Origin of the sequence: Crossiella cryophila, assembly GCF_014204915.1 — a bacterium.
Lineage (GTDB): Bacteria > Actinomycetota > Actinomycetes > Mycobacteriales > Pseudonocardiaceae > Crossiella > Crossiella cryophila.
Genome location: NZ_JACHMH010000001.1, coordinates 8,124,953 through 8,138,798, shown reverse-complemented (window position 1 = coordinate 8,138,798; position 13,846 = coordinate 8,124,953). Strand labels below are relative to the sequence as shown.

Annotated in this window: 7 protein-coding genes; 2 read left to right on the top strand and 5 right to left on the bottom strand. The window is 68.4% G+C overall.

The features are described from left to right. Positions 1-627 precede the first annotated feature (627 nt). The gene (locus HNR67_RS34860; protein ID WP_185006883.1) at positions 628-2,004 is read left to right on the top strand and encodes a dihydrolipoyl dehydrogenase family protein; all 1,377 of its coding nucleotides are present in this window, start codon (positions 628-630) and stop codon (positions 2,002-2,004) included. A gap of 870 nt (positions 2,005-2,874) precedes the next feature. On the opposite strand, the gene ilvD is transcribed toward HNR67_RS34860, so the two are convergent. After that, positions 2,875-4,563: a dihydroxy-acid dehydratase gene (gene ilvD, locus HNR67_RS34855; RefSeq protein ID WP_185006881.1), complete on the bottom strand. Its 1,689-nt coding sequence runs from the start codon at positions 4,561-4,563 to the stop codon at positions 2,875-2,877. Between the two features lie 41 nt (positions 4,564-4,604). Continuing rightward, positions 4,605-5,096: a pyridoxamine 5'-phosphate oxidase family protein gene (locus tag HNR67_RS34850; protein ID WP_185006879.1), complete on the bottom strand. Its 492-nt coding sequence runs from the start codon at positions 5,094-5,096 to the stop codon at positions 4,605-4,607. Between the two features lie 62 nt (positions 5,097-5,158). Between HNR67_RS34850 and HNR67_RS34845 the strand changes: the two genes are divergently transcribed. After that, positions 5,159-6,127 carry a helix-turn-helix transcriptional regulator gene (locus tag HNR67_RS34845; protein WP_185006877.1) on the top strand — a complete coding sequence of 323 codons (969 nt, stop codon included), beginning with the start codon at positions 5,159-5,161 and terminating at the stop codon, positions 6,125-6,127. Here the strand turns inward: HNR67_RS34845 and HNR67_RS34840 are convergent. The 3 genes from HNR67_RS34840 to HNR67_RS34830 are packed head-to-tail and all read right to left on the bottom strand — an operon-like array spanning position 6,099 to position 13,819. Further along, positions 6,099-6,482 carry a RidA family protein gene (locus HNR67_RS34840; RefSeq protein WP_185006876.1) on the bottom strand — a complete coding sequence of 128 codons (384 nt, stop codon included), beginning with the start codon at positions 6,480-6,482 and terminating at the stop codon, positions 6,099-6,101. The two genes, HNR67_RS34845 and HNR67_RS34840, sit on opposite strands and share 29 nt — an antisense overlap. Positions 6,483-6,495: 13 nt before the next feature. Next, entirely contained in the window at positions 6,496-10,158 is a 3,663-nt protein-coding gene (locus HNR67_RS34835; protein ID WP_185006874.1) for an NACHT domain-containing protein, read from the bottom strand. Positions 10,159-10,189: 31 nt separating this feature from the next. Beyond that, complete coding sequence (locus HNR67_RS34830; RefSeq protein ID WP_407645155.1) at positions 10,190-13,819, bottom strand: NACHT domain-containing protein; 3,630 nt, start codon at positions 13,817-13,819, stop codon at positions 10,190-10,192. Positions 13,820-13,846: the final 27 nt, after the last annotated feature.

Genomic DNA, 13,846 nt, shown 5'->3' with positions numbered 1-13,846 from the left:
GTGGCTGAAGTCACTCAACCGGGCAAAACCCCTGGCCGGGAGGTCACCCAGTGTGTCCACTGTGGACGCCCGGCCTGGGGGTCAGGCCCGCGCGCCCCCGGTGTTCATCCACTGGATACGTCCGCTGCACGTGGGGGTAATCGCCACAACGTGCGGGTTTGTTACCACCCTCGTGCGGGCAGGTCGGGCGGACCGGTCGCGCTCGGCGATCATGGGTCCCCCGGCGGGGTGATCCAGGAGCCGATCATGAACCCAGGGTGCTGTCGATCAACGGTAAAAATGCCGGGTGATCTTTGGGCGAGTTGATTCGGGAATCCCCGGCGCCCGAGGTACATTCTGCCCGCCATTCCCGGGGATGGTGCTGGTTAATGCTGCCGAAATCGGCCTACGACGTTTGCAGGTAACTGAATCCAGTACGCCAGGACCGTTCTGACACGGTTCAGCGAGGTAGCTACCCAGGTAGCAGTGGATCTCCATACCTGGTAGTGCCCCGCCGCGCACGCGATGACAGCCCGGACAAACGTTGGCGACCGGGTTGACAGCCGCGCCCCGCCGAAATCCCCGGTTAACACTGACAGGTAACTTGCCAGTACGGCATGCAGTCGTCCCGGCGAACGAAGGAGAGCCATGTCAGCCCTTGAGGTGGACGTCGTCGTGATCGGGCTCGGCCCCGGTGGTGAGCATGTCGCCACCGAGCTGGCCGGCGCCGGACTGCGGGTGCTGGGGGTGGAGCGCAGGCTGGTCGGCGGCGAGTGCCCGTACTACGGCTGCATCCCGACCAAGATGATGGTCCGCGCCGCCGAGGTGGTCGCCGAGGCCCGCCGGGTGCCGGAACTCGCGGGCTCGGCCACCGTGCTCCCCGACTGGTCCGCGGTAGCGGAGCGTATCCGCCGCGAGGCCACCGACAACTGGGACGACGCGGTCGCGGTCCGCCGCCTCACCGACGCGGGCGCCACCTTCCTCCGCGGCACCGCCAGGATCACCGCCCCCGGCCAGGTCGAGGTCCTCGACCACGACAACCAGCCGCACACCATCACCGCCACCAAGGCCATCGTCCTCAACCCCGGCACCGAACCCCTCATCCCCCCGATCCCCGGCCTGGCGGGCACCCCCTTCTGGACCAACCGGGAAGCGGTCCGCACCGAGTACGTCCCCGACACCCTGGTGGTCCTCGGCGGCGGCGCCATCGGCCTGGAGTTCGCCCAGCTCTTCGCCCGCTTCGGCGCTGAAGTCCACATCATCGAACCCCAAGACCACCTCGCGGCCCTGGAAGAACCCGAAGCGGCCGCCCTGCTCGCCGAGATCTTCGCCGACGAAGGCATCACCGTGCACACCGGAGCGGGCGCCAAGTCAGTAAGTCACCAAACCAACGAGTTCACCCTCACCCTCACCAACGGCACCCCCGTCACCGGCACCCACCTCCTGGTGGCCACCGGCCGCAAAACCGACTTCGAAGCCCTCGGCATCGGAAACCTCGGCCTGGACCCCACCACCAGAACCCTCCCCACCGACGACCGCCTCAAGGTCGCCGAAGGTGTGTGGGCGGTAGGCGACATCGTCGGCCACGGCGCCTTCACCCACATGTCCATGTACCAGGCCGACATCGTCATCCGCGAGATCCTGGGCCGCCCAGGCCCCGCCGCCCAGTACCACGCCATCCCAAGAGTCACCTTCACCAACCCAGAACTGGGTTCGGTAGGCCTAACCGAGAAACAAGCCCGAGCCCAGGGCCACAACATCCGCACCGGCCTGACCCGCCTGGAACACAGCTCCCGAGGCTTCGTCCACAAGGTAGGCAACCGAGGCCTGATCAAACTCATCCTCGACACAGACCACAACACCCTCCTGGGCGCCACCGCCATGGGCCCCGCCGGCGGCGAAATCCTGGGCGCCCTGGCCATGGCAGTCCACGCCAAAATCCCCCTGGAAACCCTCCAACAGTTCATCGGCGCCTACCCCACCTTCCACCGAGCCCTCTCCGAAGCAGTCAAGGCCCTCGCCTAACCCCACCCGCCCCGGGGCCCTGACCAGCACTTTGTGGATAGCCCCCAGCCCCGGGGCGCCCCTGTGGATACGCTGGGAACCAAATCGCCCGTTCCCGCGTTGCGTGAACAATCGGAAGCGCGCCCACCGCCCAACCACCCACAACCCGACCCCAACACCCCCGGCCACCCAGCCCACTGCCCCAGCCAACCGACACCCACCCGCCGGACCCCGCCCAGCCGACCGCTGCAGAGCCCGCGCTCAAGCGCCACGAACCGGCAGCCCGCACCCAGCCGCCGCCCACGGCCCGCCGCAGCCCACGGCTGCGCCCGCGGCCCACGGCTTCGCGCGTGGCCCAGCGGCCCGGCGTCGCCGCCGACCACCCGGCAGGCCGCGGCCCACCCCGGTGCGCGCCCAGGTGCCGCAGACCCGGCGCGCTCAAGCGCAGCCCACCCCGGTGTGCGCCCAAGCGCCGCAGCCCCGGCCGTTCAGCCGCCGCTCAGCCACCGCCCCGCGGAGCCGAGCCGCCTGCCCAGCCGCCGGCGTCACTTGGCCTCGGTGCCCAGCCTCGCGTCAAGCTGCCGTGGCCAGCCCCGCGCGAGTAGCCCCCACAGTCCGCATGCCCGGCTTCGTGGGCCAGGCCGCCTCGCGCTTCACCCTCGCGTCCGGCACCCCGCCCGTGCAGCCGCTCCTCGCCGGTCCCGGGCTCCGTGCGCCCGATCCTCGCGCGCCCAGGCGCACCCCGCTGCGAAGCGCCCGCCGCCAGCCAGCCCAGGCCCCAGCCCCAGCCACGCTGCTACCCGCAGCCCGCAGCCCGCAGCCCGCCCCAGTCACGTCCCTACCGGCAGCCCGCCCGCCCCCAGCGCCCCGCCCCCCAGCCCGCCCCCACCCCTACCCGCAAACCGCCCCCGTACTAGCCGACCCCACCAACTTCGCGTACTTAGCCAAAACCCCCCGCGAATACCCATGCCTCCGAGGCACCCACCCCTCCCGCCGCCCCGCCAACTCCCCCGCCCCAACCCCCAAATCCAACGCCCCAGCCACCACATCCAACCGAATCCGATCCCCATCCCGAACAAACGCGATCGGCCCCCCGTCCACCGCCTCCGGCGCCACATGCCCCACACACAACCCCGTGGTCCCGCCCGAGAACCGCCCATCCGTCAACAACAACACGTCCTTCCCCAACCCCGCCCCCTTGATCGCCCCCGTGATCGCCAGCATCTCCCGCATCCCCGGCCCGCCCTTCGGCCCCTCATACCGGATCACCACCACATCCCCCGCGGTGATCGTCCCGTTCTCCAGCGCGTCCATGGCCGCTCGTTCGCCTTCGAAGACTCTCGCCGTCCCCTCGAAGACGGCCTCGTCGAAGCCGGCGGACTTCACCACCGCGCCGTCGGGCGCCAGGGTGCCGTGCAGGATGGTGATGCCGCCGGTGGGGTGGATGGGGTTGGACAGGGCTCGGATTACTTGGCCGTCGGGGGCGGGGGCGTTGAGGGTGGCCAGGTTCTCGGCCATGGTCTTGCCGGTGACGGTGAGGGCGTCGCCGTGTAGGAGGTCCGCGTCCAGCAACAGTTTCAGGACCACGGGGATGCCCCCGATCCGGTCGACGTCGTACATCACGTGTCGCCCGAACGGCTTGAGGTCGCCCAGATGGGGAACTTTCGCGCCGATGCGGGTGAAGTCGGCCAGGGTCAGGTCGACCTCGGCTTCGTGGGCGATGGCCAGCAGGTGCAGCACCGCGTTGGTCGAGCCGCCCAGGGCCATCACCACGGCGATGGCGTTCTCGAAGGCGGGCTTGGTCAGGATGTCCCTGGCGGTGATGCCCTGACGCAGCAACTCGACCACCGCCTCACCGGAGCGGCGGGCGTAACCGTCTCGACGGCGGTCCACCGCGGGTGGGGCGGCGGAGCCGGGCAGTGACATGCCGAGGGCTTCGGCGGCGCTGGCCATGGTGTTGGCCGTGTACATCCCGCCGCAGGCGCCCTCGGTCGGGCACACCGCGCGTTCGATCGCGTCCACGTCCGCGCGGCTCATCAACCCCCGCGCGCACGCGCCGACCGCCTCGAACGCGTCGATCAGCGTCACCTCGCGCTCGGACCCGTCGGACATGGTCGCCCGGCCCGGCATGATCGAACCCGCGTACAGGAACACCGAGGCCAGGTCCAGTCGCGCGGCCGCCATCAGCATCCCGGGCAGCGACTTGTCGCACCCGGCCAGCAGCACCGAGCCGTCCAGCCGTTCGGCGCCCATCACCGTCTCCACCGAGTCCGCGATCACCTCCCGGGACACCAGCGAGAAGTGCATGCCCTCGTGCCCCATGGAGATCCCGTCGGAGACCGAGATCGTGCCGAACTGCAGCGGGAAGCCCTCCGCCGCGTGCACGCCCTCCTTGACCGCCGAGGCCAGCCGGTCCAGCGACAGGTTGCACGGGGTGATCTCGTTCCACGAGGAGGCCACCCCGATCTGCGGCTTCTCCCAGTCCTCATCGGAGAAACCGACCGCGCGCAGCATGCCGCGCGCGGCCGCTCGTTCCAGACCATCGGTGACATCCCGGCTACGCGGTTTCAGATCGGCCATGCCCCGGGACGCTACTCGCGGTCACCACCCCGCGCGCGTCCTCAGCACGGCCCGTCCGCCAGGAACTCCTCCCGCTCCGCCTCGCCCTCCCGCCAGGCCAGCCAGCGCCGCCCGCCGTCCTCGAACCGGACGAACCCCGCCGAGGTGATGTCGAAGGCGAAGCAGTGGTACGGCTCCGGCGGCCGCCAGTCGAGCCGGGCGAAGATCGCGTCCTCGTAGACGTCCTTCTCCCGCCGGTCCAGCACCTCCACCGCCCGGCCGAAGATCTTCACATCGCCCAGCGGGTTCTCCTTGCCCGGTGGCAGCGAATGCGCGGTCACCCGCGGGTCCCGCAGTAGATCCGACGCCTTGGTCGAGGGCGTCATCATCCCGACGCAGAAGTCGGCCGCGGTGAAATCGCACTCCACCGCGCTGATCCGCGGCGACCCGTCCCGCCGCACCGTGCCCAGCAACACCAGCTGTTCCTGGGTGAACCGTTCCCTGGCCAGCGCCGCGATCCTCGGGGCGGCCTGCTCGAATTCCTGCCATCGCATGCACCCCATCCTGTACCCGGTACCTGACAGAACCCGGCAGGAATTCCGTGCACACTGGTGCGGTGCGCGCCGCCCGATTGCTCTCGCTGCTCCTGCTGCTCCAGACCAGGGGCCGCCTCACCGCGCAGGAACTCGCCGAGGAACTCGACGTCTCCGTCCGCACCGTCTACCGCGACGTCGACTCGCTGAGCAGCGCCGGTGTGCCGGTCTACGCCGACCGCGGCCCCACCGGCGGCTACCAGCTCCTGGACGGCTACCGCACCCGCCTCACCGGCCTGACCAGCACCGAAGCCGGCGCGCTCGCCCTGGCGGGCCTGCCGGACCAGGCCGCCGAACTGGGCCTGGGCACCGTGCTGGCCGCCGCCCGGCTCAAACTCGACGCCGCGCTGCCACCCAGCCTGCGCGAGGGCGCCCACCACGTCCGCGATCGCTTCCACCTGGACGCCCCCGGCTGGTTCGCCGACGCCGACCGCCCGCCCCAGCTGCCCGCACTGGCCACCGCGGTCTGGGAGGCCCGCCCGATCCGGATCACCTACCGCCGCTACCGCCAGCCCGACCGCGAATCCGTGGTGCACCCACTCGGCCTGGTCCTCAAGGCGGGCACCTGGTACCTGGTCGCCGAGGCCGACCGCACCCGCACCTACCGCGCCAACCGGATCAGCGCCGTGGAGATCCAGGACAACGCTTTCCCCAGGCCGCCCGACTTCGACCTGGCCGCGTACTGGCAGCGCTGGTCCGCCGAGTTCCAGTCCACTGTGTACAAAGGTGAGGCCAGGATCCGGGTGTCTCCCAAGGCAATGGGCGGCATCTTCACCTCGGGCCCGGTGGTGGCGGCGAAGATCCGCGCCACCGAACCGGGCCCCGACGGCTGGCGCGAGGTCGTGGTCCCGATCGAGACCCACGAGATCGCCCAGTCCGATTTCCTGCGCTACGGCCCCGAACTGGAGGTCCTGGACCCGCCGGAACTACGCGAGTCCATCGCGAACGCCGCCGCCACGATGATCAGGATGTACCGGGCCGACGAGCGATGAGTTCGATTTCCACGTTGGCCCCCAACGGCAATCCGGCCACACCGATGGTGGTGCGGGCCGGGAACGGCTGGGCGAACTGCTCGGCGTAGACCGCGTTCATCTCGGCGAAATCGGCCATGTCGGTCAGGAACACGGTGCACTTCACCACGTGATCCGGGGTCAGCCCGGCAGCCTCCAGCACGGCGAACAGGTTGGCGAAACACTGCCGCGTCTGATCGCCGACCGAACCCTGGACGAGCTTCCCGTCCAGGCCGACCGGGGTCTGGCCGGAGAGGTGGACGAACGGATCGGCGTCCACGGCGTGCGAGTACGGCCCGACAGCCACGGCCCCGGGAGCGTTGACGGCATTCCTCATACCGCTCAGCCTGTCACCGCATGCCGTGTCGCCGAAGCGATTTCACCAGTTCCGCCTGTGCTTCCTGGTCGTCACGGGCGGTGGCGACCCAGGCCAGGTCGCGGATCTCGCGCAGGGTCAGCTCATCCCGGTATCGGGGGAAGGGGGCCAGGCCGAGTTGGGCGAACAGGTCGCCGCGATCGGGCAGTAGTGCGGCCAGCACCTGACGGGCGTTGGTGACCCTGGTGTTCTCGCGCACCGCCCGGAGTATCAGCAGGCAGAGCCGCCAGTCGTGGCGGCGACCACCTAACAAGGTGGCCACCGATCGGAGCAGCCGTTCGGTGCCACCGTGCTCCGGCCCGGCTATCCGGGCGAACTGGGTCAACCGGGGCAGCAGGTCCGGGTTGGTGGTGGCCACCGGGGTGGGCGTCCCGTCCGTGGTGGCGACCCGGTCCGCGATCGCGCCCCGGATGTCGGCCAGCGAGCGGTGATCGCCGTCGACCAGCAGGCGAGCGAGTTCGTTGATCGCGGCCAAGGGCAGGGAGTACAGCGAGTCGGGAAGGTCCGTCAGCGCCCAGCGGCGCAGCTCCGGCGACTCGCCCACATCGGCGAACCGGGCCAACGCCACAGCGGTGTCCGCGGCCAGGATCCGGGGGCGCTGTGGGGCCAGGTTGGCGAGATGGCGCAGCAGTTCGACTTGCCCATCGGCGAAACGCGCGGCGTAGGCGGTGAGCAACGGTGCGGCGTGAGGTTCGTCGGCCAGTATCGACTTCGCCATGGATTCGGCGCCGCGGTGCTCGATCAGCCAGTCCATTGTGGACGGATCCGCCCAGGTGCAGTGGTCGATGATGGCCGCAGCCTCAGGTCGGCTGACCGAGAAGACGCACTCGCTCAGGAAGCGCACGTCGTAGCTGAGGCGGGCGTCCCGAGTCTCGCGCAGCAGGGGCAAAGCGGCGTAGATGTGCTCGGGCGGCCGTTGGATCTCGGTGCTGTACCAGTTGAGCGAGTTCAACAGGGCCGGGTCGCGGCGGGCGCGCATCACTATGAACCGCTCGCTGAGGTCGATGCCCTCCTTCTGCAGACTGTCCTCGGTGTAGTCCAGCAGGCGGCGTTCCGGATCGGCCTCCACGATCGGAATCCCAGCCAGCCCAACGGTCACGTGGTCGGCCAGCGCGCTGGCGGCGTTGAACACCGTGTGCAGCCGGTCCAGACTCGGCGGCGTGCGGAACTCCTCCCGCAACCGCAACGTGATCGTCTCACCCTCCCTGGTGGCGATCTGGATCCCGGCGATCGCGCTCAGCGTCTCCCAGGAGAACCACGAACGCCACAGGCTGGTCAGCCGGTCCCATGCGCGATAGAAGGAGTCGGGTGGGCCGATCTCGTTCTCGCGCAAGGTGTATTCGCCGTCGGAGAGCACCGCGCGCAGCAGCACCAGGTTGAGGCTGTACAGCGCGAGGTGTTCCATCAGGGGTTTGCGGGGCAGCGGGGAGCCGTCAGGAGTGGGCAGGAACGGATCGGGACTGAACAGGACTCCGTTCAGCTGGTGGTGCAAGATCGCGTCGAGGGCCTCGATCTCGGCCGGCGTGATCCGGTGCCGGGCCCATTCTCTCAATAGCTGCAACAACATCGGGCGGGTGTGCAGGGGTGCGTGGCTGAGGCAGGTGAACCAGTCGGCGGACAGCCGTACCCGGTTGAGGTCGCCGCCCAGCGACCGCACCGTGACGGTTTCCCTGATCACCTGGTCCAGCAGGAAGTCCGCGGCCAGGAACTCGCCGAAGGTGTTGTGCAGGAACTCATACGCCTTGGCGTCGTCGACCTGGCCACGCGACTCATGGATGAAGAAGAAGCTGCCCACCAGCAACTCCGCCGGGGACAGTCGGCGACCCGGGCCACCGAGAATAGTCCTGGATCGCTTGAAATAGGCCAGATCCGCGTCCAGATCGCCCGCCGCGATGTGTACCGCGTGCCGATTGGCCATGCCGATCGCCACCACGCCAAGGCACCGCAGGTCCTCATCGACCATTGTGGACAGATCCTCGGCACACCGGTCGGCCGGGTCCTTGGCGCGTTCGCGGCGGACGAACTCGGTGATGATGCTGTGGTACAGCTGGGTTCGGTCCAGCCCTGTCGCGTCGGCCAGGGGTTGCACGGTGGCGTCGTAGATGGCGAGCATGAGCAGCAGCAGTGGTTGTTCGGCCAGTTCGAGCAGCGCGGGGGAGTCGGGCAGCGCGAACGGGCGGGCGTTGTGCTCGTTCCAGACCCGGGTCCAGGCCGCCCGGCGCGGCGCGTCGAACTCCAGCAGTCGCAACACGGTGACCTCCGGTGGCACCGCGGCCTTGTCGATCAGGGTGATCCTGCTCGTCACCAGCACTCGCACCGGACGGCCGTGCCGCGCCTCGCGCTGCTGGAACCGGTGGACCCGGGAAAGGTAGTCGGCGAAGACCTTCCCATTGGCCTGCAACAGTTCGTCGTAACCGTCCAGGATCACCAGCGGCGGACTGTCCACTCTGGACTCGGCGAACTCCGCCCACGGCTGGGTCAGCCCGGTGTCCCGTTTGAGCTGGATCTCCAACTGGTCCTGCAGATCGCGCTCCGGGTCGATATCGCGCAGTTCCACCCGGACCACGGTGAACGCGGGCGCGGCCAGCCGGGCCGCGAGCACCTCGGTCAGCAGCGACTTGCCGGAACCCGGGTGCCCCAGCACCAACAGCGGCCGCTCGGTGGAGTGCGGGGCGGCCAGGTAACGCAACAGGAACTCGCCGAGGTCCTGCCGCGCCGGCGCACTCGACCAGGACGGCTCGTGCTCCAGCCGAGACCCGTTCCCGCCACACAACACCTTGAATGCCTGCGGCACAAAGGAATCCGCCTTCGCCGGATAGGTCAGCCCGTCCCGCGCGCCGTCACCGAAGACCGGCGCGCCGAGCTTGTCGGCGTACTCCGCGGACAACGCCGCCGCCACCCGATGCCCGCGCGCCACCGGCGTCATCCCCTCGACGGTCGCCGCCAGCGCCCGCAACCCCAGGTCGATCAACTCGGTACGCGCCTGATCCCGCCGCACCGTCCACACGCAGAACTCCGGGCTCGCTGCCATCAGGTGCGCCAACTGCGCCTGGTAAACCTCCTCAGCCGCCGCCGTGGCCCGCTGGATCCCCGTCGTCAGCTCCCGCTCCCGCGCCCCGGGCACCCGCGAGTCCACCGCCAGGACCTGCGCGAACAACCGGAACTGCCCGCCAAGCAGGTTGTGGAAGGTCGACCGCTCGTCCCGGGACGGCGCCGGATCGGCCGGATGCGGCAACGGCAACGCGAACCGCTCCGGCACCGCCGTGTTGACCAGCAACACCTTCTCGGTGTCGGTGAGCGCGACCTCGGCGAGGAAACCGGGGAGCTGGGCGTCCAGGGCGTCGAAGAAGGCGGTGAAGGTGATCAGGTAGTTCGCCGCGGCCATCCGCCGGGCCCGCTCCAGGAAACCCCCGTCACCCCGGCCGAGCAACTTGCGCGCCGCGGCCTGCCCCAGCTTCCCGACCTCGTTCTTCGCCCCCAGCAACGACAACGCACCCGGATCCACCGCCACCCCGAACACCAGCAACCCCACCCCGGCCAACCGATCGACCGCCTCGACGAGCTTGCTGTCCCCACCCCGTTTCACCAGCTTCTGGACCTGGGCGAAGGTGATCGCGGTAGCACTGTCCTGCCCCATGGCAGGGGTGTCGCGGAACGTGCTCGATTGGTTACCGAAGGCCATGCTCCCGGAGTTCGGTGAGCAGTTCTTCGTGCGCGGGCTCGCCGCTGATGATCGTGGTGGCCCAGAGCAGGTCGTCGATGTCCTGGGCGGTCAGTTTGTCCCGGTAGCGGTGCAGGGGAGTGAGTCCGACGCTGCGCAGGATCGGGGTGGCCCGCGAGCAGAGCTGTCGCAGGATGTCCTCGTGCTGGTTCTGTTCCCGGATTGCGCGGAGCAGGAGTCGGCTGACGGGCCAGGGTTGGCGCGCGTGCACCCGCGCGCTGATCTCCTGGAACAGGGTCGCGGTGAACTCGTGGCGGGGGTCGGCGATGCGGGCGACTTGAGTGAGTCGGAGCAGGATCTCGGGCGGGTTGGCGTTGGTCAGTTCTTCGAGGTAGTCGGTTTCGCGGGCGAACCGGTCGGTGATCGCGGGGCGGAGGTCGGCGTGGCCGCCGGTGGCGAGCAGGCGGACCAGTTCGTCGAGTGAGGCTTGGGGGAGGGCCAGCAGTGGTTCGTCCGAGGCGCGGTGGTCCACCAGTGCGGTCAGGGCGGATCGGCGGAGGTCTGGTTGTCCGCCTGCGTCGGCGAAGGCCGCGAAGGCCACGGAGGTTTCGGCGTCCAGGTCGCCGACATTGTCGAATCCGGCCGCCACCTGCTCGGCCAGGAAAGTCAGGTCATGGTCGCCGTGGTGGGCGTAGGCGGTCAGCAGGGGTGCGACCATCGGGCTGGCTTCAAGCAGGAGTGGGTCGAGCCCAGTGGCGGAGTCGGTGATGAAGGCCAACCAGCTCGGGTCGAACCGGACCAGGAAGTCGATGATCGTTGCTGCCTCGGCACGGGAAAGGTCGATGAGCTGCTCGGGGTGGATCTCGTGGCGTGGGGCGGTGAACAGCCCCGGAGTGCGTTGCAGGATGTCGAAGGCCGCGTAGATGTATTCCCAGGGAAACTCGATGCGATCCGGGAACCAATAGGGGTTGTGCAGTTCGGTCGAATCACGGCGGCCTCGCAGCACAGCGAATTCCTGTGGCAGGGCGATTCCCGCCTTGGCGAGATTCACCTCGGCGTGATTGATGATGGTTGACTCCGGCGTTGCCTTGCAGACCAGTCCGATGGTCAGGTGATCGGCCAGCGCCTGTGCACTCCTGAACACCACACTCAGCCCCTGCTCGAAGGTCTGGTGCCGGCCGACCGGCTGCACGGTCAGCCTGATCGTCGAGTCGATCCGTTCGGCGATCAGCACCGTCCTGAGTGTGTTCAGTACTTCCAGGGAAAGCCAGGCGCGCCACAGATGGGCCAGGCGGTCCCAGGTGCCGCGGTAGAGGTCGGGTGGGCCGATCTTCTTCTCGTGCAGGACGTAGTGGTTATCGCCAGCGAGCGCGGCGCAGAGGACCACCAGGTTCAGGCTGTACGTGGCTTGCTGGGATAGTACTGCGTTGCGAGGATAGGGATCACCATCGTGGCGGGCGGTGAAGGCGGGCAAGTCCGGGCTGTAGACAATCGCGCGGAGTTGGTGGTGCAGGATGAGGTCCAGCGCGTCGGTGTCCACGCGGTTGCGTGCCCACTCACGAAACAGGAAGACCAACTGCGGGCGAGTGTGTAGTGGAACGTGCTTCAGGCAGGCGAACCACTTCGGTGACAGGGTTGCCAGGTGGGTGTCCAGGGCACCGCGGAGGGCTTCGTCGCCGGAGAGTTTGGCGACCGTGGTGGTTTCGCGGATTACTTGGCGGAGCAGGAAGTCCGCTGCCAGAAACTCGCCGAAGGTGTTGTGCAGGAACTCGTATGCCTTGGCGTCGTTGACTCTGCCGCGGGATTCGTGGATGAAGAAGAAGCTGCCCACCAGCAGCTCGGCCTGGGTCAGTCGGTGGCCTGGGCCGTCTGGGGTTCGGGAGTTGGTGAAGTAGGCAAGATCGGCGTCCAGTTCGGTGCTCAGGATGTGCACGGCCTGGCGGTTGAACATACCGATCGCTGCCACGCCGAGGCGATTCAGTTCGGCGGTGACATCGGGAGCAGGGTCGGCCGGGTCCTTGCGGCGTTCGCGGCGGATGAACTCGGTGAGCAGGCTGTGATACAGGTCGGTGCGCTTCAGGTTTTCCGCGTCCACCAAGGGTTTCACCGTGGCGTCGTAGATGGCGAGCATGAGCAGGAGGAGGGGTTGCTCGGCCAGTTCCAGCAAGGAATCGGATGCTGGGACACTGAAGGGGCGAGCGTTGTGCGTGTTCCAGGTTTCGGCCCAGAGTTCCTGGCGGGGACGGTCGAATTCCAGGAGGCGGACGACTGTGGTGTCGGCGGGGAGGGTGGCCTTGTCGATCAGGGTGATGCGGCTGGTGATCAGGATTCGGACTGGGCGGCCGAGCATGGCCTCGCGGGACTGGAATCTGGCAGCGTGCATCAGGTAGTCGGCGAAGACTTTGCCGTTGGCCTGCAACAGTTCGTCGTAGCCATCCAGGATGATCAGGGGTGGGCTGTCGGCACGAGACCTGGCGAATTCCGACCAGTTGACGGTACGGCCGGTGTCTCGCTTTACCTGGGTTTCGAGTTGGTCCTGGAAGTCGGTTTCCGGGTTGATGTCACGGAGTTCGACCCGGACCACGGTGAACGCGGGAGCGGCCAGGCGGGCGGCAAGGACCTCGGTCAGCAGCGATTTGCCTGAGCCAGGGTGGCCGAGAATGAGCAGCGGGGATTGGGTGCTGTAGGGGGAATGCAGGAACGCCAGCAGGAACTCGCCGAGGTCCTCGTGAATTGGTAGGTTGATCCAGCGGGGTTCGTGTTCGAGGTTGGCGTCGCCGGTCCGGTTGCGGATCACCTTGAACGCCTGGGGGATGAAGGCGTCCTGTTTGGTCGGGAAGACCAGGCCATCAGCTTGGGTGCGGTCGCCGAAGACAGGATCGGCAAGGCGGAGACCGTACACAGTGGACAGATCAGTAGCGGTGGCGTCGCTCTGTGCGCCGGGGTGTAGTTCGGTGATCCGGGTCGCGAGGTCTTGCAGGCCGCGGTCGATGCGGTGCTGGTCCTGGCGGCTTACCCAGGCGGTGAGATCGGGGCTGTCGCGCAACAGTTCGACGTACTGAGCCTGGTATATCTCCTCGGTTGCGTTGACTGCGGCCTGGATGGATTCGGTCAGTTCGCGGTCACGGAGATGGTGGTTGAGGCCTGTGGCGAATTGCGTGATTCGGTTGGCCAGGTCGAGGCAGAGGGCATGCCGGTTCGAGTGCTCGCTGTGCGCCGGATGGGGAAGTTTGATCGGGTGGTCGATCAGCACCCGGTCGGGGAGCAGTTGGAGCTTCTCCGCGTCAGTCAGCGCGATCTGGGCCATCAGGTCCGGCGCGTGCCGCTCCAGCGCCGTGAAGAAGGCGGTGTAGGTCAACAAGCAGTGGGCTGCGGCCATGCGGCGGGAGCGGTCCAGGAAATCGCCGGCCCCGCGGTTGAGGAGTTTCTTGGCCGCGGCCTGGCCGAGTTTGGTGATTTCGTTCTTCGCGCCCAGTAGTGACAGGGCCTCCTTGGCGATGGTGACGCCGGAGACCAGGAGGATCACCCCGGCGAGTTTGTCCACCGCGTCAACCAGTTTGCTGTCCTGGACGCGGCCCTGTTTCACCAGCTTCTGGACCTGTTGGAAGGTGATCGCGGTCACGGTGTCCTGCCCCATGCGAACAGTGTCGCGGGCTGCCGCCGA

Excerpts from the sequence above, each read along its gene's own strand:
- HNR67_RS34850 (WP_185006879.1), bottom strand. The coding sequence starts at position 5,096 with ATGCGATGGCAGGAATTCGAGCAGGCCGCCCCGAGGATCGCGGCGCTG.
- HNR67_RS34830 (WP_407645155.1), bottom strand. The coding sequence starts at position 13,819 with ATGGGGCAGGACACCGTGACCGCGATCACCTTCCAACAGGTCCAGAAG.
- ilvD (WP_185006881.1), bottom strand. The coding sequence starts at position 4,563 with ATGGCCGATCTGAAACCGCGTAGCCGGGATGTCACCGATGGTCTGGAA.
- HNR67_RS34835 (WP_185006874.1), bottom strand. The coding sequence starts at position 10,158 with ATGGGGCAGGACAGTGCTACCGCGATCACCTTCGCCCAGGTCCAGAAG.
- HNR67_RS34840 (WP_185006876.1), bottom strand. The coding sequence starts at position 6,482 with ATGAGGAATGCCGTCAACGCTCCCGGGGCCGTGGCTGTCGGGCCGTAC.
- HNR67_RS34860 (WP_185006883.1), top strand. The coding sequence starts at position 628 with ATGTCAGCCCTTGAGGTGGACGTCGTCGTGATCGGGCTCGGCCCCGGT.